Annotated in this window: 24 protein-coding genes; 2 read left to right on the forward strand and 22 right to left on the reverse strand. The window is 37.9% G+C overall.

Going from position 1 to position 22,273, the window contains the following annotated elements; translation table 11 throughout:
• Window positions 1-47 precede the first annotated feature (47 nt).
• The 10 genes from MS2017_RS08270 to MS2017_RS08315 form a co-directional block, all read right to left on the reverse strand.
• Window positions 48-3,137 (reverse strand): cadherin repeat domain-containing protein, encoded by a 3,090-nt coding sequence (locus MS2017_RS08270; RefSeq protein WP_122951894.1) that lies wholly within the window; start codon window positions 3,135-3,137, stop codon window positions 48-50.
• Between the two features lie 876 nt (window positions 3,138-4,013).
• Complete coding sequence (gcvP, locus tag MS2017_RS08275) at window positions 4,014-6,821, reverse strand: aminomethyl-transferring glycine dehydrogenase (protein WP_122951895.1); 2,808 nt, start codon at window positions 6,819-6,821, stop codon at window positions 4,014-4,016.
• 422 nt (window positions 6,822-7,243) lie between these two features.
• Window positions 7,244-7,600, reverse strand: a complete 357-nt coding sequence (locus MS2017_RS08280; RefSeq protein ID WP_071563983.1) for a hypothetical protein — start codon at window positions 7,598-7,600, stop codon at window positions 7,244-7,246.
• 102 nt (window positions 7,601-7,702) lie between these two features.
• Window positions 7,703-8,077: a hypothetical protein gene (locus tag MS2017_RS08285; RefSeq protein ID WP_071563984.1), complete on the reverse strand. Its 375-nt coding sequence runs from the start codon at window positions 8,075-8,077 to the stop codon at window positions 7,703-7,705.
• 149 nt (window positions 8,078-8,226) lie between these two features.
• On the reverse strand, window positions 8,227-8,802 hold the full coding sequence (locus MS2017_RS08290) for an HNH endonuclease (RefSeq protein ID WP_122951896.1): 576 nt from the start codon (window positions 8,800-8,802) through the stop codon (window positions 8,227-8,229).
• Window positions 8,803-8,989: 187 nt separating this feature from the next.
• Window positions 8,990-9,310 carry a hypothetical protein gene (locus tag MS2017_RS08295; RefSeq protein ID WP_122951897.1) on the reverse strand — a complete coding sequence of 107 codons (321 nt, stop codon included), beginning with the start codon at window positions 9,308-9,310 and terminating at the stop codon, window positions 8,990-8,992.
• A gap of 86 nt (window positions 9,311-9,396) precedes the next feature.
• Window positions 9,397-9,735, reverse strand: a complete 339-nt coding sequence (locus MS2017_RS08300; RefSeq protein ID WP_071563728.1) for a histidine triad nucleotide-binding protein — start codon at window positions 9,733-9,735, stop codon at window positions 9,397-9,399.
• A gap of 13 nt (window positions 9,736-9,748) precedes the next feature.
• Window positions 9,749-10,876 (reverse strand): NAD(P)/FAD-dependent oxidoreductase, encoded by a 1,128-nt coding sequence (locus MS2017_RS08305; protein ID WP_122951898.1) that lies wholly within the window; start codon window positions 10,874-10,876, stop codon window positions 9,749-9,751.
• Window positions 10,877-10,879: 3 nt separating this feature from the next.
• On the reverse strand, window positions 10,880-11,182 hold the full coding sequence (locus tag MS2017_RS08310) for a hypothetical protein (protein WP_071563730.1): 303 nt from the start codon (window positions 11,180-11,182) through the stop codon (window positions 10,880-10,882).
• Window positions 11,175-11,609: a hypothetical protein gene (locus MS2017_RS08315; RefSeq protein WP_071563731.1), complete on the reverse strand. Its 435-nt coding sequence runs from the start codon at window positions 11,607-11,609 to the stop codon at window positions 11,175-11,177. Before MS2017_RS08315 ends, MS2017_RS08310 begins: the two co-directional genes overlap by 8 nt.
• 36 nt (window positions 11,610-11,645) lie before the next feature.
• Between MS2017_RS08315 and MS2017_RS08320 the strand changes: the two genes are divergently transcribed.
• Window positions 11,646-12,227: a malonic semialdehyde reductase gene (locus MS2017_RS08320; RefSeq protein WP_071563732.1), complete on the forward strand. Its 582-nt coding sequence runs from the start codon at window positions 11,646-11,648 to the stop codon at window positions 12,225-12,227.
• On the opposite strand, the gene MS2017_RS08325 is transcribed toward MS2017_RS08320, so the two are convergent.
• The 12 genes from MS2017_RS08325 to dapB all read right to left on the reverse strand — a co-directional run bounded on the left by MS2017_RS08325 (window position 12,220) and on the right by dapB (window position 21,242).
• On the reverse strand, window positions 12,220-12,462 hold the full coding sequence (locus tag MS2017_RS08325; RefSeq protein ID WP_122951900.1) for a hypothetical protein: 243 nt from the start codon (window positions 12,460-12,462) through the stop codon (window positions 12,220-12,222). The two genes, MS2017_RS08320 and MS2017_RS08325, sit on opposite strands and share 8 nt — an antisense overlap.
• Before the next feature lie 240 nt (window positions 12,463-12,702).
• Window positions 12,703-13,614, reverse strand: a complete 912-nt coding sequence (locus tag MS2017_RS08330; protein ID WP_122951901.1) for an MBL fold metallo-hydrolase — start codon at window positions 13,612-13,614, stop codon at window positions 12,703-12,705.
• A gap of 10 nt (window positions 13,615-13,624) precedes the next feature.
• Complete coding sequence (locus tag MS2017_RS08335) at window positions 13,625-14,245, reverse strand: DUF4395 domain-containing protein (protein ID WP_071563965.1); 621 nt, start codon at window positions 14,243-14,245, stop codon at window positions 13,625-13,627.
• A 125-nt stretch (window positions 14,246-14,370) separates the two neighbouring features.
• Complete coding sequence (locus MS2017_RS08340; RefSeq protein WP_071563964.1) at window positions 14,371-14,817, reverse strand: hypothetical protein; 447 nt, start codon at window positions 14,815-14,817, stop codon at window positions 14,371-14,373.
• A 243-nt stretch (window positions 14,818-15,060) separates the two neighbouring features.
• The gene (locus MS2017_RS08345; protein ID WP_122951902.1) at window positions 15,061-15,645 is read right to left on the reverse strand and encodes a Crp/Fnr family transcriptional regulator; all 585 of its coding nucleotides are present in this window, start codon (window positions 15,643-15,645) and stop codon (window positions 15,061-15,063) included.
• Window positions 15,638-16,819, reverse strand: a complete 1,182-nt coding sequence (locus MS2017_RS08350; protein ID WP_122951903.1) for a BaiN/RdsA family NAD(P)/FAD-dependent oxidoreductase — start codon at window positions 16,817-16,819, stop codon at window positions 15,638-15,640. The genes MS2017_RS08345 and MS2017_RS08350 overlap by 8 nt, the downstream gene beginning before the upstream one ends.
• Complete coding sequence (locus MS2017_RS08355) at window positions 16,816-18,051, reverse strand: TlpA disulfide reductase family protein (protein ID WP_164707675.1); 1,236 nt, start codon at window positions 18,049-18,051, stop codon at window positions 16,816-16,818. The genes MS2017_RS08350 and MS2017_RS08355 overlap by 4 nt, the downstream gene beginning before the upstream one ends.
• 8 nt (window positions 18,052-18,059) lie before the next feature.
• The gene (locus tag MS2017_RS08360; RefSeq protein ID WP_071563618.1) at window positions 18,060-18,311 is read right to left on the reverse strand and encodes a hypothetical protein; all 252 of its coding nucleotides are present in this window, start codon (window positions 18,309-18,311) and stop codon (window positions 18,060-18,062) included.
• Window positions 18,304-19,011: an MBL fold metallo-hydrolase gene (locus tag MS2017_RS08365; protein WP_122951905.1), complete on the reverse strand. Its 708-nt coding sequence runs from the start codon at window positions 19,009-19,011 to the stop codon at window positions 18,304-18,306. The genes MS2017_RS08360 and MS2017_RS08365 overlap by 8 nt, the downstream gene beginning before the upstream one ends.
• Before the next feature lie 549 nt (window positions 19,012-19,560).
• On the reverse strand, window positions 19,561-19,860 hold the full coding sequence (locus MS2017_RS08370) for a YciI family protein (protein ID WP_071563448.1): 300 nt from the start codon (window positions 19,858-19,860) through the stop codon (window positions 19,561-19,563).
• Entirely contained in the window at window positions 19,860-20,498 is a 639-nt protein-coding gene (locus MS2017_RS08375) for a DUF2238 domain-containing protein (RefSeq protein ID WP_122951906.1), read from the reverse strand. Before MS2017_RS08375 ends, MS2017_RS08370 begins: the two co-directional genes overlap by 1 nt.
• Window positions 20,499-20,507: 9 nt before the next feature.
• Window positions 20,508-21,242 (reverse strand): 4-hydroxy-tetrahydrodipicolinate reductase, encoded by a 735-nt coding sequence (gene dapB / locus MS2017_RS08380; RefSeq protein ID WP_071563446.1) that lies wholly within the window; start codon window positions 21,240-21,242, stop codon window positions 20,508-20,510.
• 203 nt (window positions 21,243-21,445) lie between these two features.
• Here dapB and MS2017_RS08385 point away from each other — a divergent pair, with 203 nt between their 5' ends.
• On the forward strand, window positions 21,446-22,207 hold the full coding sequence (locus tag MS2017_RS08385; RefSeq protein WP_164707676.1) for a hypothetical protein: 762 nt from the start codon (window positions 21,446-21,448) through the stop codon (window positions 22,205-22,207).
• Window positions 22,208-22,273: the final 66 nt, after the last annotated feature.

The following is a 22,273-nucleotide window of genomic DNA, read 5'->3' on the forward strand; positions in this document are numbered from 1 at the left end:
AAAAAAGCCACTAAAATAGTGGCTCTTTTTGTTTATTAACTAATAACTTAACGGATAAAACGGCGTTTTCTTCTAATGAAATAATAAGTACTCAACATCATCAACAAGACAAAGCCTATATCAAATCTAGCAGGTGCATTAGGGTTGTAAACACAGCCGCCACTGTTGCTATTGGCACTGGTACTGTCATTGTTGGTAACAGGAGTTGCTATTGCAATAGTGCTTTCAATAACGCCGTTGGCTTGGCCAGTGTTGGACTGGTCGCCATCGGTGTCATTTACGCCACCGTCTTTGATGGTGAGTTTAAGACAGGTTGCACCTTGGATTAACATAGTTTGCCAAACGACATTATCGATGCAAGTTGCGCTTTTTTTGGATGCAATTACATTGTTGGCGTTGACCACAAAACCAGACCAACTATTGGTGACTAACGAATATTTGCGTAACTCCGCATCTTTGGGGAGTGGAGTGGCAAGTTCGATAATCACTTTAGCGGAAATGCCAGTGGCGTTTAAGCTTTCGATGACATAGTCGTAAATATCGCCAGTGCTTGATGTGTCTTTGGTGATATCAGCCATATGATTATCTTCCATGTATCCTTTCATTTGACCAAAAGTTAGGCGCCCAGAATCTTTACCCATAACGCCCAGTAATATTCTAGTGTTTTCTAGGCTAGTGATGGTTTTGCCTGTGCCTGCTTGGATTTTATTGCTTTCGGTGTTGATATCTTTGCTGTTGGGAATACCATCGCCGTCGCTATCACTGTCATCACTACTGATATTTTCTTCAACTAGTTGAAGTTTCAACACTCTTTCTGATGCATAGCCGTTAGCAGTAACTTCTAATGTAATACTCTGAATGCCGATATTCCCAGCAACAGGATTAAAAACAAAAGTTGAGTTATCGGCATTATTATCCATATCAGAAAAATCAGAACTCCAAGCATAAGTGCCTACACCTGCTAAAGCCTCTATAGTAACATTTCCACCATTTTTACTGATTAGTCGGCCTTTGTTACCATTTTGGGTTACGGTAAACTGACTAATAACTGGTGCGCTGATAACAGCAATGGAGAATCCTTGTTCTTGACTGCTTCTGATACCATTGCTGACGCTGATACGAATAGGATATGTGGTTTGTGTATCGGTAACGACTTTAATTTTTAATTTATTGCCAACAATTTCAAAATTGACAGTGTCGTTGACTTCGTAGGTTAAATTATTATCGCCTATATTGCTTGCGGACAAAGTGCCGACGATCTCACCAATCGCTGCACCAATTGCAATACTGTTTCTGGTTAAGAAAATGGCGATTGGAGCGTCGTAAACATCGTTAATAGCGATAGTAATTTTGGCAGTTTTGCTTTCTACATTGTCGCCAGTGATTTCAACTGTGAGAATGTAACTTGATTTGGTTTCGTAATCTAGACCTGTTTTTGCTACTTGGATTTTTCCTTCACTGTTGATTTTAAAGAAGCCGTCAGAGCCGCTTTTGATGCTATAGCCAGTTACTATTCCATCATCAATGGTCACTGTACCGACGGTAGTATTTTCATCAGATTTTTCATCAACATTCATACTTTGATCTTTGATAACAAGAGGTTTGTCTTCGGTGGTGATGGTAATGGTGATGGGTTTTTTGGTGGTGGAAATGGTATCATAGACTTCTAAAATTAGGCTGTAGGTGGATTGCTCTTCGTAGTTGGGTGAGTTTTTAAAAGTAAGGATGTTGTTGTTAAGGTTGAACTTGCCTTGGTCTGTGCCTGAAATACTATAAGTTAGGATTGGTGCTGGAATAGAGGCATCGGTGGCATTGATGGTAAGGACTGTGCCAGTCATATTTTCTTTAACGCTAATGTCGGTATTGGTAATGATGGCAGGATCGGAGTTAACCACAATGGTGAATGTCTTCCTAGCGGTGTTATTGGCCTTATCTTTGACGGTGATTTCGACTGAGAATGTTTTGTTTTCGTTAAGAACTTTTTTGGTTTGTAATTTATTGTCGGTAATTTGAAAATTGTCACTGTTGACGCTGTAAATTAAAGCATCGTTATCTGTGTTAGTATCAATATCAGTTGCAGATAAGGTGCCTATGAGGGTGCCAGCAGGCAAGCCGATTGAGATATAGTTACTGCTCAGAGTAATGTTAGTGGGGGCAGTGTCGTCAATATCCCCGATGGTGATGGTGATTTGGGCGGTTTCATTCTCTGTATTTGCGCCAGTGATTCTGACTTCAAGGGTATAACTTTGTGTGGTTTCGTAATCTAGACCTGATTTGTTTACTTGGATTTGTCCTGCGCTGTTGACCTTAAAGAAGCCTTCGTTATTGCCACCGATGATGTGAAAATTTGTTACTGTGCCTGAGGTGACTAGGACTTCGCCAACATTGGTGTCAACGGCTGCATTTTCGTTGACGGTTCGGGCTTGGTCAAAAAAAGCGATTTCATTATCGCCAATGGTAACGGTAATGGTTTGTTCGGTGTTTTTATCATCGCCATCGCCAATGGTGGCTTTGATTTTGACGGTATAGGTCCTTATGTCGCTTTCGTAGTCGGTATCTTTACCGTTAAAGTTTAGGGTTGTGTTGTTGGTGCCACTGAGGCTAAATAAATTGTTAGGGTTTTCAACAATGCTGAGAGTGGCATTTATGTCAGTGACAATAAGGGTGTGAACGAGGTTAGTGCCTTCAACAACATTAAGCGCATTCCTGGAGGCAATGGCAAAAGGGCCACAAAAGTCATCAACGCAGAGGATGTAATCACGAAGATTGCCCGCCCCAAGGCCTGTTATACTAACTAAATCGCCTGGTGACACTTTTTTTTCAAGTGTTAAAAACCTGTACACAGCTTTTGTACAATTGTCAAAATGATGAGTGTATTCGCCAACACTACCCTTAGAGGGTACATCTGGTTCTGAATCACATCTTGTTAAAGTGTTTTCCAAAATGCCACCCAAAGTGTTCATAGAAGAATTCTCAAGAAAGAATGTGACCTTCATTGGTTCTAGTGTAACAAGTTGAAGGACATCATTTTTTATATGGAACTTCTTAGTTACGGGATCGGGACTAAGTGTTGCTAGCGTTTGTACTGATAAAAGCAATAATACAAAAGAAAGAGTAAAGCGGTTAAGTGTGTTCATGGTAAATATCCTAAATTGGCAATGGCTGCTCTTTTACTTCAAATATAAAATTTTTTCCAACTATTGTGATAAAAATCTCAGTTGATAAGGTCAGTAATTATTAAAGACCTTTGCATAAATATAAATGAGGATTGTTCAACTTGGATAAAACTCAAATACTACTAAATTACGGTGTGAATTATAAAGTATAACTGTTCTCATGAGTTATAAATTTTCCATGTAGAATAAATACTTGTATAAAAATTTTATAATTTAAGACCTCTGTATTAGGCATAAATATTAATGCCCAAATAAAAAGAGCCACTAAAATAGCGACTCTTTTTGTTTATTGGCTAATAACTTAACGGATAAAACAGCGTTTTCTTCTAATTGAGACCTTTGCATAAATATGGATGATTAGCAAAATTCAATTTTTACCCACTTGGTAATTTTCTTAAATCTTGTCCTAGCAGGGCTAAGGCTGGGTTTAAAAAATTACCAAGTGGGTGAAAAGTGGATTCTTGATTATTTATATTTATACAAAGGCCTCTCATAATAAATCCTGGATTTTCTTTCTAAGTAATGGCGAATAAAAGTGTCGTGCTAGGGGTGTCAACTTCACCATTGTTAATTTATTTAAACTCTGTCTTAGCAACACTAAAACTGGGCTTGCTCTCCTGCGAGGGCTGCTGAGTGTCGCTGGAAAGAATACCAAATGGATAACAAGTGGATTTTTGACGATTGTTCATATTTTAATACCATTTTTGAAAATAGTATAAGCCCCACTTATCACCCTTCGTTTTTATGCTGTGCGTGAGAATGCATATTTCTCTTGTGTTGCAATTGGATTTTTTTCAAGATTATTAATAAATTTTAAGAATGGGTATTTCGTATTTTTTAAATGGGTGTGCCTTCAAACTCTGTTATATCTGGACAGGTACAAAATAGGTTACGGTCGCCGTAAACATTATCGATGCGTTTTACAGGTGGGAAATATTTGTTTTGTTTTAGAGATTCGACGGGGTATAGTGCCGTAGTGCGTGAGTAGGGATAGTGCCAGTCTTCTGCCATTTCAAGGGCGGTGTGAGGTGCATTTTTTAATGGGTTGTTGTCTTTGTCCCATTCTCCAGAAATTACTTTTTGAATCTCGGCATAGATGCTGATCATGGCGGTAATAAATCTGTCGATTTCTCGTTTTGATTCGCTTTCCGTTGGTTCAATCATCAGTGTGCCTGCAACTGGGAATGACATAGTAGGGGAATGAAAACCGTAGTCCATTAGGCGTTTAGCAATGTCTTCTTCGGAGATGCTGCTTTTTTCTTTTAAAGGGCGGATGTCAACAATGCATTCGTGTGCTACTAGGCCTTGGTCACCACGATATAAAATGGGGAAATAGCCTTTGAGCTCGTTGGCAATATAGTTGGCACTAAGGATGGCAATTTCGGTTGATCGTTGCATGCCTTGCTTGCCTAATAATTTAATATATGACCATGAAATTGGTAGGATTGAGGCAGAACCAAACATGGCTGCTGATACGGCGTTTGAGTTTTTTTCTAATGGGTTGCCAGGTAAAAATGGGGCTAAATGCGCTTTCACGCCGATAGGACCCATACCGGGGCCACCACCGCCATGGGGAATGGCGAAGGTTTTGTGTAAATTGATGTGTGATACATCAGCACCAAATTCACCCATACGAGTAATGCCGACCATGGCGTTTAGATTGGCGCCGTCTAAGTAAACTTGTGCACCTTGGGCGTGGATGATGTCGCATATTTTTTGTATTTCTACTTCGAAAACGCCGTGTGTTGAGGGGTAAGTTACCATGATTGCTGCAAGATTGTCAGCATATTTTTCTGCTTTGGTTTGTAAATCGTCTATATCAATATTACCCGATTCATCGCATTTAACAATCACCACCTGCATGCCTGCCATTACTGCACTGGCAGGGTTTGTACCGTGTGCTGATGAGGGAATTAAACAGATATTACGATGTGAATCACCACGAGAATCGTGATAAGCGTGAATGGCAAGCAATCCTGCAAACTCACCTTGAGAGCCTGCATTTGGCTGTAATGACACGGCATCATAGCCTGTGATTTCTGCTAGTGCATACTCTAAATCTTTAAATAATTGTTGGTAACCTTTGGTTTGATGTGCTGGTGCATAAGGGTGCAAAGAGGAAAAACCGGGCAAAGAAATGGGGTACATTTGCGTAGCAGCATTCAGTTTCATGGTGCAAGAGCCCAATGCAATCATTGAGTGATTAAGGGCGATGTCTTTATTTTCTAAGCGTTTTAAATAACGCATCATTTCGGTTTCCGAGTGATATAGACTGAATACTGGATGCGTTAAATATGTGGAACTTCTGGTTATATTAAGAACAGAATTTTGTGCCTTATGGGTGAGACTTATGTCAAAAATTGAGGCAAGTTGAGACAGTTGGGTGGTGGTGGTGGATTCGTCGATGGCGATGGTAAGTTGGGTGCTGTTTAGCAAGCGGCAGTTAATGCCTTGGTCTTGCGCTTGGTGGAACAATGTGGTTGCTTGATTGGTGTTAATGGTGAGGGTGTCGAAAAATACTTTATTCTCTAATTGAAAACCTGCCGTGGTAAGGCTATTGGCAAGTGTTACTGCCTTTAAATGTACTTTGGTGGCAATCTTTTTTAACCCTTTGGCACCGTGATAAATGCCATAAGCTGCCGCTAATACTGCCAATAAAACTTGTGCGGTGCAAATATTACTGGTGGCTTTGTCACGACGAATATGTTGCTCACGCGTTTGCAAAGACATACGCATTGCAGGATTGCCGAGTACATCTTGTGAAACGCCGATAATACGCCCCGGTACCATGCGTTTGAATTCGTCTTTTGTGGCTAAAAATGCTGCATGAGGCCCGCCAAAACCCATCGGTACGCCGAAGCGCTGAGAGTTGCCAATGGCAATATCTGCACCCATTTCGGCGGGGGTTTTAATGAGACAAAGTGCTAAGATATCACAGGCAACAATGGTTAAAACATGGTGTGATTTGGCTTTGTCAATGTCGGCAGTTAAATCACGCACTTCGCCATTTGTGCCGGGTGATTGCATCAAAACAGCAAAGCAATCGGAAAAATCGTCATCTTGAATTTTTTTTACCACCAATTCGATACCAAGTGGCTTGGCGCGTGTTTGTAAGATGGTAATGGTTTGTGGATGGGTATTGGTGTCAATTAAAAATTTGTTAGATTTATTTTTGCGATTGGCTCGTTTCGCCATCATCATCGCCTCAGCGGCGGCAGTTGGCTCATCTAATAACGATGCATTAGAAATATCCATACCCGTTAAATCCACAATCATTTGCTGAAAATTGAGCAACATTTCCAAACGCCCCTGAGAAATCTCAGCTTGATAAGGTGTGTAAGCCGTGTACCAACCAGGGTTTTCTAAAATATTTCGTTGGATAACGCTCGGCATCAATGTGCCATAATAACCCTGTCCAATAAAATTTGTAGCAATAATATTCTCGGCAGCCAACTGAGTTGCCAAAGCCAGCGCATCACGCTCACTCAACCCTTCATCAAGTGCCATTTGATTGCCAAACAAAATACCCTCAGGCACAGTTCTTGATATCACTTCATCAATTGAATTTTGTCCGATTGCACGCAACATTGAGGCAATATCCGCTTCGTTGGGCCCGAGGTGTCTGTCTAAAAATTCGTTGCTCATATTGATGGGTGCTTGTAAAATATAAAGTGCAAATTTTAACCTTTTTTAGATGAAAAATACCCACTTAAAAAAAATGTGGTCTTGTCTTAGGGGTGCCCTAACAATTTCAGGCAACAATTTAATTTTTCTTATTTTAAACCCGTTAAACTAAACAAAAAAAATGAGTGAAAAAACGAACCAAATATTGTAATGGTCTTGTAATAATCTTTATCTGTATCACAGAAAAATACTTCTTGGGTTATACAGTGTGGAATGTTGGCAAATACACTTCTAATTTATCTTGGCATTAGGGTATTTTATCACAAAAGAGATCTTCCCCTTATTTCTCAAAAACAATCCTTAAAAATGGAAATAGGAAGATGGAGGTGAATACCTAGCGCTTGAATTCAGCTGACGCGTAAGCGGTCAGCTAGAATGATTTGTTAGGTGTTTTTACACCCTTTACGACTATAAGCTCTTTTTGCCGCTTCATATTCACCTTTGATTTGTGCATATCTTCTTGCTTCTGGTTTGTTGTCATCAATTAAAAACAATGCAGGCCAAAATAATAAAAATGCCGCAATATCTTTACCATCCTGTGATTTTCCTTTTTCATCTACAATACCAGCTGCTTCATTTGCTCTTTGTTGCAAGTAGGATAATTCATTTCTAATTTCACTACAACTCATACTGGTAAGTTTATAGCCATCAACATAATCAGCTATCACTTCTGATGATGTTCTATTGCATCCTGTTAATATAATTGTAGATGCCATTGCTAAACTTATTGTAAACTTCATTTTCATTTCTCCAAAGCCCCTATTAAGAAAAACAGAGATGTGGGGGATAACACCTAACACCTAAAATCACCTGACGCGTAAGCGGTCAGGTGGAATGATTTGTTAGGTACTTTTATTTTTATAAGATTGTTTAATAATTTGAAGGATTTCTTTTGTATGGCTAGCATTATCAACAATCGCTCTTGTAATTTGACCAGCAATAACAAGAAACAACCCAGATACTGATGTCCCTAATCCAAATCCAAGTAAGGCAAAACCTCCATATTCACTACTTTGCACCAAGCCAACTATTACTATAATCGCACCAATCCAAACAAATACCCAGCCTATAAAAGATATAATTTTAGAAATATTTTTTGACGCACTATAATCTGATGTTGAATTGGTCGCACCATTTTCTAGGCATAATTTACATGTCCCATTCGTCAAATTTATGGTGCCTACACCGGTGCCACATATTTTACATTTTCCAAACATTACTTTCTCCAAAAACCTCTATTAAAAAAAATAGCAAAGTGCGAGGATATCCGCATCTAACGATTGAATTCAGCCGACGCGTTAGCGGTCGGCTGGAATGATTTGTTATGCTTTGTTTTCATTATACATTTCTTTTAAAGAATCAATACTTATTGCATTTTTTTACGATGAAGCATTGCATGACAATTAGGACACACAGGAATCAAATCTTTTTCTGGGCTTACCAAATAATTTTTATTTATTTCTGATAATGGTTTAATATGATGAACATGAATGAATCCAATACCAATAGAGCCATATATATTTTCAAAATTCATATTGCAAACGGCACAACCTAAACCATGTATTTCAATACATTTATTCCTTGCTTTATTATCTCTTTCATATGAGTTTACAGTAATAACTTTTTTAGAACCTTCTGTATATTGATTAGGATTCTCTATTTCATCAGGAGACCTGTAGATAAAGTTTGTTTCTGTGATAAATTTAAGATATTTTCTTAATGCTGTGCCACAATTATTTTTATAATTTTCTGCTAAATCAGTTTTTGATAATTTCTCAATTATAATATCGACATCTTTTTTTGATGAAATTGCAGAATCATTTATTGTGATATTTAGAGCTCTTGAAACAGCCTCTAAATATCTTACATAACTATCAGCACTGTCTTTTTGAAGACCATTTTTGACTAAAAATTCAATATATTCATATTCATTTTGAACCATTATATTTTCCGATTATTGCGCATAACTATTAGTATAAGGACATATTTCCTTATATCACGATATTAAAAATAAAATCTGTAAAAAACAATAAACCTCTATCTATTTTTAAGATAACATTTAATTTTTACCTGATATTTTGCCCTTATTCCCACGCACAGCGTGGGAATAAGGGTATTTTGGTGTTTTATCATAAGAAGGGTAGCGTCCCCTTATTTCCCGTTGCCACACAAAGTCTCCTTAATGCTAAAAAAATTAGAAGCTGTAGGCTAGATATTTTACACTGATCGACCTGGAACTGATAATGATAAATCATTATACTTGCTATTTTAGAGGTAACTTTAAAGACAAAATACAATCTATATTTACCAAAATACTTATCCAAAACATCTTCATTTAAACGATTTTCACCTGTTTTTGATAAGGTTACTGAAAACTTCTCAAACATATCAGATGTAATTTTTTCATAATTTTCTGCTTCAAAAATATCGTTAATAGATATGGGCAGCATTAATCTGACAAGCATTCATACAATATAATTTCTTTAAGATGTATTTGATATGCCAAAAAAAATACTTGAACATAATTTTCAAAGTGCTATCCCGGTGGCCAAGATAATACTCGCCCACCCAAACAGTGAAGATGAAGGTGATAGACTGTTTGTCCGCCGTGATCATTGCAATTCATAACGACGCGATAACCCTCATCAGCAAAGCCTAAATCCTTAGCGATTTTACTGGCGGTTAAGGTTAATTTACCTACCAATGCTGCATCGTTTGTTTCATTTAATGAGGCAATATGTATTTTTGGGATGACCAAAAAATGATGTGGCGCTTGCTTGCCAATATCGTGAAAGGCAAAAACATCTTCATCTTCATAGATTTTTTCAGCGGGAATATCTCCAGCAACAATTTTACAAAATAAACAACTTGACATATCTTTTTTCTCCTTAGCGATACTGGCGCAAATACCACCAGCCAAACAAGCGTTTGGCAAAGTGAAATAAGCGCAGATTTGGTAACACCAATCCGCCTGTCATTGTGCGTGATATATACATACCTTTGTAATTTGAATCAACAATACACATTAATTCAATTTTAAAAGTGTGGCTCGCTGGCTTGTCGTTAAGCGCATCAAGCATATTGTGAGTGGCGGCTTCGGCTTGTAAATCTGCCATGTGCGCTTGTTTTGGCATCCATTCTGGCCCTGGAAAACTACCTGAATCACCTGCAACAAACACATTTTTAAGTGAAGTTTGGCAAAATTTATCCGCCTTAATCAGTCCGCCCTCGCTACGAGCAAGATCGGTATTGTCAAACCAAGTACTGCCTGTCATTCCCGGCATAAACAAAATCAAATCTGCTGGAATATCGCCCTTTTCAGTAATAACTTTGTCGGCCTCAAAAGCCTTTATTTTGTGTCCAAGATGGGTGTTAATATTGCGCTTTTTCATCTCGTTTAACAGTTTTTTAACTGCCTTTTCGCCCAAGCGAGCACCGGGTTTTTCTGCGGGGGTAAAAAAGGTTATATTAAATTTATCACGCCTACCTTCTTGTCGAAGTTGCGTGTCCAAACCAAACAAAAATTCAAACATCGGCCCGCCACGCATAGCACTCGGCTCTTTTGGATTACCTGCAAAACCAATGGCAATATTGCCACTGTCTAACGCCTTTATCCTATTGCGTATTGCTTGCGCTGCATTCAATCCTTCGCAGGGGGTGATGGCATGCTCAATACCAGGCAATTCTTCAATAAATTGTCCACCTGAGGCGATAATCAATGCATCGTTATCAATTTTAACATTGTTGTTTAACACCACCACTCTACCATCATTCTCCAAGCCAATAACTTCGCCTGACACATGTCGGACATTCAATCGCCGAAAAAAATTACCCAGCGGCACCACAACATCTTTTTTATTTGCAGCACCTGAGGGAATCCAAATCAAACTTGGCATATACACCAATTCTGCTTTTGGAGAAATTAATGTAATTTTCGCTATTTTGTCTTTTTTTCTAAGCATTCTAACGGCGGTCAAACCTGCAAATCCTGATCCAATAATGGTAATATTTTTCATTTTTTAAAAAATCTCTATAGCCTGATTGGTGCTAGTTTCTATATTAACAATGCTACTAAAATGTTGCATCATTTGTGGCCACTCTTGCCTCGCCTCAAGCAACTTCTTAAAAGTTTCTTGATGTGCCTTACTTTGCCATTTCACTAAGCAATACACCCGTCCATGCTCATCTATACCAGAATCACGAGAAATAAACCCATCGGCCTTGGCAATGTCTTCATCAATCTCTTTTGACAACGCCGTCCAATCATCAATCAAATCTTTTTCGTTTAACTCAAACGACATAATAACAAAATATTCACTCATGTTTGTCCCCTATATTTTTACAAAAATGTCCACTATCAAGGCCTTCTACGCTGCGCGCTATATTATCAATAAAAGCCTGTAATTCATCAAATTCTAACACAGTAAGAATACGCGTTACAATCTCTGGTTTCACTCTTAAAGTACATATTGTGCCGTCTTTAAGTTCAGTTTGCATACCTGCTGCATTCATAAATAAGCCGTTACCATTTGCTTCAAGTATTTGCTCTAATTCGTCTTGAAGTTTATCGTACAAAACTTGCAATTCGTCCAATATACGCTCGCTGGTTTCATCAGGAATGGCAACAATTTCACCTTGCACTGACCCAAATTCATTGTCACTTTCAACTGTAAATTCTATCCCCACTTTTATTAAGTGGTCTTTAAATTTTCCTGAAAGTGTTGTATCAAAAAATATATAATCTAGCATAATTTATTTTAAAAGTTATTTAAGGAGGGTATTTTAATGCTGAACAAAGGCGCACTTGACACTTTATTTACAAAAGCACGAAGTTATAACGGCTGGTTGAACAAATCCGTGTCTGCAACACAAATTAACCAAATTTACCAACTAATGAAGTTCGCCCCAACTGCGGCGAACACTTGCCCATCACGCATTATTCTAGTACAATCCAACGAAGCCAAAGCAAGACTTAAGCCACATTTAGATGAAGGCAATGTGGAAAAATCAATGACTGCACCTGCAGTGGCAATCATCGGCTATGACACTGAATTTTACGAAAAACTTCCCTTTCTGTTCCCTCATACTGATGCCAAAAGTTGGTACGAAGGCAAACCAGATAAAATTAAATCTGTAGGCGAAATGAATGCAACCCTACAAGGCGCTTATTTTATGATGGCAACACGCTCTATCGGTTTGGATTGCGGCCCAATGGGTGGATTTAACGCCGAAACGCTAGATAACGAATTTTTCCCAGATGGCAAAGTCAAATCTATTTTCTTATGTGGCATTGGTTATGGCGACAAAGACACGCTCTTCGCTCGCTCGCCTCGTCTTGATTTTGACGAGGCTTGCAAAATCATTTAGATTTAACAGCTTCCTCAGTTTTTTCTCTTGGTGGGCAACCGTTATGCAATAACCATTGGTCTTCATGTCCAATGGCTTTTGCAAAAGTGGGAATTTCACATTCTTCGGCAGTTTTTTCTTTGTTTGCCTTTGTCTCAGTGTCTTTTTTATCTTCACCAGAACCAAACCACGATGCCGTTACAGCGGTGGTAAAAATTAACATCAATAAAACTGTAAATTTCTTTATATTTTTCATAACTTTTTTCCTTTTTTATTAAATAAGAGACTTTTGTATAAACATAAATAATCATCAAGCATCCACTTTTCACCCACTTGGTAATTTTTTAAACCCAGCCTTAGCCCTGCTAGGACAAGGTTTAAGAAAATCACCAAGTGGACAAAAATTGAATTTTGCTAATCATCCATATTTATGCAAAGATCTCTAATAGACTTTTGCATAAGATTGAATTTTACCAATCATTTTTATACAAATATTTTAGTCGTCAAACTCCATCTCTTCGAACACCCATTGCGCATTTTTTCCCGCAATGCTTTCATAATTTTTTAGATAATGAAAATTTGATTGATCAATTTTACTGGCATCTAGCATATTGCCATCATTCTCTAAAATCTTACTAATTTTTGTTTTTAAAAACACCAAATAATCATAAGTATTATGCGTTGCAAACAACAAATCAGATGCATTACCATGACCTGGAATTATGTGTTTTGGCTTAAAACTTGCCATTTTTTCGAATGCATTAATCCAACTTTGAGAATCTTTAGCGGGTCCAATTCCCAGCATTCTGTTATTGAAAACCATATCACCTGTAAACATTGTTTTTGTACTCGGCATCCAAACAACAATATCACCCACCGTGTGCGCTGCACCAAAATGATACAACTCTAAATTTATACCGCCAAAGTCCACCTGCATTTTCTTATCAAAAGTCTCCAATGCAGGCACAGGCTTTGTGCCTTTTAAACTATCGCCAATCAATATATTTAACCTTGCTATTTGCTCATCTGCTCTTGCTTGTTGGTCAATTTTAGTTTTACTAGAACTGATAATTCTGGCACCTAATTTTTGAAAATAATCATTGCCTAACCAGCGATGGTCTTGCCCGCCAGTATTGATGACGATTTTGACAGGCATGGGGGTGAGTTTTTGAATGGCTTTATGAATCTCTTTGGCACCAAGATAACTTGCACCTGAATCTATAAGCACCACACCTGCGCTCGTAATAATAACCCCATGTGTTGAATTATTGCCTAAATTAGTTTTAGACCTTTGGGATAATTCACCCACTAAGGCATAAACATTATCTGCTATCTTTTGCACCTCAAATAAAGCGTAAGTTACACTTGAAAATAAATAGAATAATACAATGATTGTAATTTTTTTCATACTTTTTTCCTTATTTGTTAAAAATTAAAAATTCAATAATATCGCCAAATACCAAGTAAAAAAGTACCAGTATTGAGAGCGTAAATATTAGACTTTGTGCCAAATTTAGACTTTGAATAGGTGTTCGTTTTTTATTCAAATCACACGATTCACCGGGGCAATACTTAGCGCTATCTTGATGAAATATATTGTAAATTTTGCACCCTGCACAAATGCCAAATACCGCTTCAAAAAACAACAAACCTAAACATAAAGCACAAGTCAAAATATTAACAGGACCACGAATATCGTTCAGCACCACCAAATAAAACATCACCATCGCTAAGAAAAACCCAAATGCCCATGCCCAGCGTTTCTGCGGTGCACCGACATATTCGGGCGTTTGATTGTTAACCATCCAACGACCCATTATCATAGATGGTGAATATTTTGGGTTAACAACAATACGAATAAAAAAATCAAACAAGAAAACCGATACCATTAGTTTAGTTGGCTCATTATTACCTGTTAAAAAACCATTCATAAATGCCATAAAAACAAACAAGAAAATGATTCCAGCTGCTGCCCTCACTTCTCGTTCATTAAAAACAAGAATGTCATAACCTGCTACTTTTTCCCCGAATTTAAACACTTTATCTCCAATAATTTTGGCAATTTTTTACACCCAGTCTTAACGCTGCTAAAACAAGGTTTAAGACAATCACCCATTTGTCAAAAATTGAATTTTGCCAATCATCCATATTTATACAAAGGCCTCTAATTAACCGTAAAAGCCTCGTGGCAAGCCAAGCAGTTTTGCATTAGCCTGCCAGTTAATTCCGCTAAATCTTTCATATCATCCGCATCACCTTCATCCGCTTCTGCTGCATTAATGGCCAATTCTTCAAACATCATATGTGTTGGACCACCAATTTTTTCAAATGACACAGGCGTTTTGTCTTTAATGGTTTGAGGCGTTGCTCTTGCCATGCGATTGCCAGAATAATGCGCTGCTTTAATAACCATGGTCTTATCTCCAATGCCAATACCAAGCATAATTTGCTGGATGCTTACTAACATTTGCCTCATTTCTCTAAGAAACACTACTTTTTCTTCAGCATTAAGCCCTAAATGGTAACGATTATCGTGGTTTTTAGTTTGTGACAAAACTTGTGTTGATGTCAATAGTCCAAATAATACAAAAAATAAGATTTTTCTTTTCATAACTCCATAACCAATAATGCACTAATTGACATATTATAAGGTAGTTTTAATTATTATTATATGATTCAAATCACATCACGGGTCTTTATGAGGATTTTGCCTAAATTGAGACCTTTGCATAAATATAAATAATCATCAAAAATCCACTTTTCACCTACTTGGTAATTTTTTAAACCCAGCCTTAACCCTGCTAAAACAAGGTTTAAGAAAATCACCAAGTGGGCAAAAATTGAATTTTGCTAATCATCCATATTTATGCAAAGGTCTCATCTTGATAAACTGGGCATACCGCACAATTTTGCCCTCTTGTTCTAGTGTCTTTAAAATGCGATAAAAGGTCTCGTGTGCCAAGCCTAATCTGCGTGCCATATCTTTAAGTGAATAGGAAAAATGAAGTTCAAAATTTTCATCAACTTCAGAGGCAAAGAATGTTAAAACTCGCTCGTAAGCACTATTGATACTTTTAATTTCATTCAACAATCTTAGGCTTCGAACTTGTTGGGCATAAGTTTTTAACAACTCCATCATAGCGTTTGGGCTATCTTGCAGATATTGGGCAACTTCTGTTTTGGCAAAAGAAAATACTGTGCAGGCGGAATCACAAATTGCATGGCAATGATATACTTGAGAGAAAAACGATGCCTCAGCAAAAGTTTCTTGCGAATAGGCAATGTGCATCACCAAAGACTGCCCTTCTACCGTCTCTCGCACCAATTTAATTCTGCCTTTTTTAAGAAGAAATAACCGCTCCACATCGGCACTTTGGTAAAACAAAAAATCCCCTTTGTTTAATTTGAGTGTCTGATATTTAATGTTATTTCTAAACATATTGCCCTGCCGCCCAGCCTGATGACCAAGCCCATTGAAAATTATAGCCACCAAGCCAACCCGTTACATCCACTGTTTCGCCAATGAAATACAGTCCTTGTTGCTTATTTGCTTGCATGGTTTTGGATGACAATTCGCTGGTGCTAACACCCCCAACGCAGACCTCGGCGGTGCGCATACCTTCGGTACCATTGGGGGTTAAAATCCAATGGTTAAGGGTTGCGCCTAGTGTTATTAAATCGTCTTTTTTGATTTGGTTTAATGCTTTGTCTGATAAATTTTTATGGGTTAGCGTATCTGCTAAACGCACGGCTAAACGCTTTGGGAAATAGGTACTAAGTAGCGTTTTTAAGGCAGATTTTGGCTGCTTATCACGCATTTGTAACAACCAATCACTTGCCACTAAATCGGGCAGTAAATTAAGCGTAATGGCATCACCTTTTTGCCAATAAGAAGAAATTTGCAACACGGCTGGCCCACTAATACCACGATGCGTAATCAGCACACCTTCTCTAAAACTTTGGTTATTACATTGCACAATTGCATCAATACTCAACCCTGATAAGTCCTTAAAATAACAATTAATATCATCTTGGTGAAAGGTAAATGGCACCAAAGCAGGTCTAAAATTGATGGATTTAAGTCCAAATTGTTTGGCAACTTGTAAGCCAAAATCCGTGGCACCCATTTTTGGAATAGATGCCCCACCTGTGGCAATCACCAATGATGACGCCTGAAATTTGCCTTGATTAGTGGTGAGCATATAATGTTGTTGATAGGCGATATGTTCAACATTGACATTCCGTTGAATGGTTACTGACTGACACGCATCTAACAACATATTTAGCACTGCACCTGATTTTTCATCGCAAAACAATTGCCCCAATGTTTTTTCCTGCCAATGCAAACCTGATTTTTCCAAAAAAGCCAAAAAATCCCATTGGCTGTAACGAGACAACGCCGATTTACAAAAATGTGGATTGCTGGAAATATAAGCACTTGGATCAATATGCAAATTGGTGAAATTACAACGCCCACCCCCTGAAATTAAAATTTTCTTACCCACTTTATTCGCTTTATCTATCAACAAAACCTTGCGACCACGATAACGGGCTTGTGCAGCACACATTAACCCTGCCGCACCTGCACCGATAATAATAACATCGTATTTCATAACAATGAATTAATCGTATCAACAACACTGCGCTTATCCCATTGCAAAGCACCTCGATAACCGTAACGAATAATCCCTTTTCTATCAATTAAAAAATTAGAAGGATAGGCGTACACCCCCCAATTTTTGGTCACTTTTCCATCATTGTCCAATAACACTGGCAGACTCAATCCCACTTTTTTTGCAAACTTAAGGATTCTGTCTTTAGATTCTCCGATATTAATGGTGATGATTTTAAAATCCCGTCCTTTGAATTTTGCCTGCAAGCGAACCAATGAAGGGATTTCAGCAACACATGGTTTACACCAACTTGCCCAAAAATTAATCAACAACACTTGATTTTTGTAATCATTAATATCTGAAATTTTGCCCTCAAGTGTTTTTAATGTGAGTGGCATATTCTGCTTACCATGATATTGCTGCAATATTGACGCACTCAGAACCACTTTAGTCGCTGCATTTAAGTCTTTTTCAGTCGTTAATATTTTTGGTATGTTGGTGGATTTCATTAATTGCATAGCATTTTGATAAGTGTTTGCCAAATCTGCTCTTGCCTTGATATCAAGTTTTGACAAATCTTTTTTTCTACGCATATGAAAACCACCACTTACCCCTGTTAAACGATGCACAAATACCGCACTGCCTCCTTGTTTAAGGGCATTGACAATCTCATTGCCACGCAAAAACTTAGTACCAAATTGTGATAATAGTAGATAAATTGGCAAATTACTGTGCCTAGCGATATTAACATATTGCGCCACACTGCCCAAAGCAGGCTTGCCTTCTAATAAATGTGGAGAATGAAAAATATGCCCTTTAAGCAAACGAGATTTTGGATTTTTTAACTGCCATTGATACGCAACTTTGAGCGCCAACTGTGCACCCCTACCTGAACTTAAAAAGAAAATGTTTTTAAAAGATTTTTCCTCAGCCTTGGCAATAAGTTCCAACAAATCATCAACGCTAAAGCGGTTTACACTACTGCGATATTTAGCAATCATATAACTACTGTGCAAATCAGCCGCCCACACATTAACATCATCAAAGGCTAATTGTTGTGCAGTAGCAACATACCCCTTGCCCAAACCACGCCCTGATGGAAGATACAAAAGCAAAGTATCGCTATCTGCTGGATAAGCATCAATACTAATAGTATTATCAGAAGTTACTTCTATTTCTAGATTATCGCCTGCAAAAACAACACAGGAAATCGTCAGAAAAAATAAGCCCAACCACTGCATTAGGCGTTATACATTTCAATAATATAATACAACATTGTGCCCTCAGATGAGCGTGCTGGACCAGCTACCTTGGTGGCGTAATATTTATTATCAGGGTCAGATTGTGCAATTGCCATTTCTAAATCTTTAACAATTTCTACACTACTCGCTGGCACTCGGTCGCGTTTAATACGCGGAATACGCACGACAGCAAATTGCTCTTTGGCAAAATTTGCCCGAGGATGTGGATCAAGTGAATAACCGTTAACCATCAGATAAAATCTTAGAGCCACAAACTTGATTTGCTGGCACAGCAACATGAATTTTCTTAGGCAATGACAATACCATGGCATTCACACGACGAACAAATTCATCCTTGCCAACGCCACCACCAATCATTTCATTAAATTGCTTCTCCTCTCCAATTGAACTAACCGTCCTACCGCCATAATCATGTGCTGGATAAACCAAAACCTCATCACCTAGCATAAATATTTTATGAATAGAATCAAACAATTTCTCCGCCGACCCCCCTTGAAAATCGCATCGCCCACAACTTCTAATCAACAAAGCATCCCCAGTAAACACCTTATCCTCGCACACAAACGACATACAGCCATTGGTATGCCCCGGTGTTGCCAGCGCCCTTATCGTGTGCGCTCCAAACTGCAAACTGTCGCCCTCTTTGATTAAAATATCCGCACAAACTACCGCATTAGCCACACCCAGCACAATTTTAGCGTTTTTAAACTTTTGTTTCAACGGGCATGAACTGGTAATATGATCAGCATGCACATGGGTTTCAATGATGTATTTCAAATCCAAGCCCAATTCTTCAATCAAACCAATATCTCGTTGCTGTGTTTCATCCACTGCATCGATAATAATCGCCTCTTTGGTCTCTGAATCCGCCAATAAATAAGTATAAGTTGAACTCTTTTTTTCAAACAAAGGACGAAAAAACAGACTCATAACGCCCCTTTCTTTAAAATTAAACAAACCTTTATATCATCCACTCGCCCATCACCCAATCTTTAAAAAACCAATTTTAACACGAAACACTCTGCCCACAAAACCAAGCCAAATCCACCAGCGCACATTCTTACAGCAAAAAAACAAAGATTACTCCCCTTGCGAACGAATAATGCAAGGATTTCAGCATCGCAAAAAAAATCAGACATCTGTTTCTTGCCACCAAAGCATTTTTATCTTTTTAAACAACAGGCACCATCCTTATGAACAAGACACGACAACTTTAATAGAGACCTTTGCATAAATATAAATAATCATCAAGAATCCTCGTTTCACCCACTTGGTAATTTTTTAAACCCAGCCTTAGCCCTGCTAGGACAAGATTTAAAAATGAGAGAATTGAGTGTTAGTAAATATTTATGCCCAATGCAAAGACCTCTAAATGCTTAGAATAAGAGCCAATGACCTTGTTTTTAGTTTATTTTTGAAAATACCAAGATTACTGCCCTGTTATCCTGCAATGTAAGCGCTACAAATTGGCAATTCTAATTACGGCAATACTTTTTTAAATGGCTTAACCACAACATTTGCATACGCACCAGATACCCAATAAGGATCTGCATCCGCCCAAGTTTGGGCTGCCTCAAGACAATCAAACTCTGCCACCACTAACGAACCGGTAAAACCCGCCGCACCCGGCTCATTGTTGTCAATCGCAGGATGAGGCCCCGCTAAAATTAACCGCCCTTCATTTTTCAATGCCTTTAGGCGCTCAATATGCGCTGGACGCACCGACATTCTTTGCTCTAGCGAATGCTCAACATCTTGTGAGATAATAGCATATAACATTATTGATTCCTCCAATGACGCTGCGTAAATAACGCTAATAATCCAAAGACACAACTGCCCAATATATCCATCAACATATCTTTTTGCGCATCCCAAATATCACCTTGTGACCCTAAGAAAGCAACACCCGACTCTCCACCTTCAGTAACAGCATAAGCCATTTCAATAATTTCATAACTTGCCGCCCAAAACCCTAAGGCAAATACACCAAATACCCATGCCATGAAACCATTACTTACCCATTGTTTGCGTAAACTTATTTCAACCGCAGGATAAGCAAAAACGCCGACCAAAAAATGCCCCAAGCGGTCAAAATTATTACGCCCTTCAGGCAAAATAAAATCAAACCCCAGTTGTGACAAGGCATTATTACCCCAATCAAACGGCACCAAGGCAAAAGTAAAATATCCACCAATGGTGTGATAGCACAAAAACACAACCATTAAAAAGTAAGAAAGGTTTGAAAATTTGAAATTGGAATAAGTTAATAACAAAATACCAACAACAATTAAAACGGGAATACTTTCTGCCCACCAAACTGCCCTGCTATAAGGATCAATTGCCAATGTAATAAATAAAATTGTATAAATTGCCAATAAAATAAACGGTATTTTGTGTGACTGTGTTTTCGTATTCATAAAATGCTCCTATCTTATTTCCAATACATCTTTCATAGAATATAAGCCTGTTGGCTTACCTTTTAACCAATTTGCCGCACGCACTGAGCCGTTGGCAAAAGTCATTCTTGATGACGCTTTGTGGGTGATTTCCACCCGTTCTCCGTCCATAAAAAAACTCACCGTATGCTCACCAACCACATCGCCACCACGGATAGTGGAGAAACCAATCGTTTCTTTATCTCGTGGCTTTTCAATGCCTTGCCGTCCATAAACGGCACATTTGGACAAATCTCTGCCTAAAGCATTCGCTACCACTTCACCCATTTTGAGTGCTGTGCCACTAGGTGCATCAACTTTATAACGATGGTGTGCTTCAACAATTTCAATATCCGCTTCATGACCAATCACACGAGCAGCCATATCTAATAATTTAAGTGACAAATTCACACCCACACTCATATTGGGAGCAAATACCACTGGAATTTTTTTAGCAGCAGTATTGATAGCCGCCAAACCAGTATCGTCAAAACCTGTTGTGCCAATAACAATTGCTTTATTGGCAGACATACAAATGGCAAGATAATCAAGTGTCGCTTCTGGGCGAGTAAAGTCAATCAATATATCAAATTGATTTAACACGGCATTTACATCATCACCCTTGTCCAATTTAACCCCCAATTCCACCCCATGGGTTTGATTGATTGCCTCAATAATGGTTTGCCCCATCCGTCCAGAGGCGCCCGTTACCGCTATTTTTATCATATTTTTATTCCTTTAAAATTCAATTGAAAAATTTATTGTTATTAGGGGCTGTGATTAATAGCCTATTCAAAAGTTCATTTAATTATCGTCTTTTTTTGTACCACGCTCCAACTGAATCATAGTATACCGAAATTGAAAATAACAATTGCTTAAATAAAAGCCTATCAAAATGTATAATCAGGACTTTTTATACATTAATCTTAATGGAAAATATATACAATATTTGGCTGATCTGTCTGCTTTTTACCTGTTTGCTTTTTCTCCTTTGCCTGATTATCCCTCCTCAAAAAATAGGTAGAATTTTGCCATTTTTTACTGCATTTTGGCCCAGTAAAAATATCCAATTAGATTTTCAATCTGTTGCTTATGTAGCATTACATCGAAATATTATCAATAGAATTATTCACTATTCTATTTTTGTAGATGCATTTGCATGGTTGCTAATTCTGAATAGTTTTTGGCAGGGTTTTTTGCCTATAGCCGTATTGCTTTTTATGGTTCAAACCCTCCTCATTAAAGAATTTAAATTTACAATATTAGCGAACTTGATATTACTCACAATACTAGCAGCCTTACTTTCCTTGTTTGATGCCAATATAGAATATTTAATGTTATGGACAATGTTAAGTGCTGCTTTACGCGTGATTGGTCATTTTTTTGAGCCATTACCTCCTTTTTTAATTGACAATAGCGGTCAATTTGCCCCCATGAATTTTACAACACTCAAAAAACTTGGCCTTATTAAAATAGTTGCTTTACTCCCTATTGGCTTTCTTGCAGAGTTTTTATCTGGGCAGGCAAACCGTTTATTTTTGGTGCAAATAAATGCAATAACCAGTGCATTGTATAAACACCAACATATTCTAGTTTGGAAAAATGTCGTTACAAAAGGTATTAATTCTTACAAAAAAGGCATTAAACAAGAGCCTTTATTTAAAAGTTATTGTCGTTTTTTTGAAAAATAAGGGCTGTGAATCTGATAACTTTACTGTAATTTGAGACTTTTGCATAAATATGAATAATCATCAAGA

Origin of the sequence: Bathymodiolus thermophilus thioautotrophic gill symbiont (assembly GCF_003711265.1) — a bacterium.
In the GTDB taxonomy this organism is placed as follows: Bacteria; Pseudomonadota; Gammaproteobacteria; order PS1; family Pseudothioglobaceae; genus Thiodubiliella.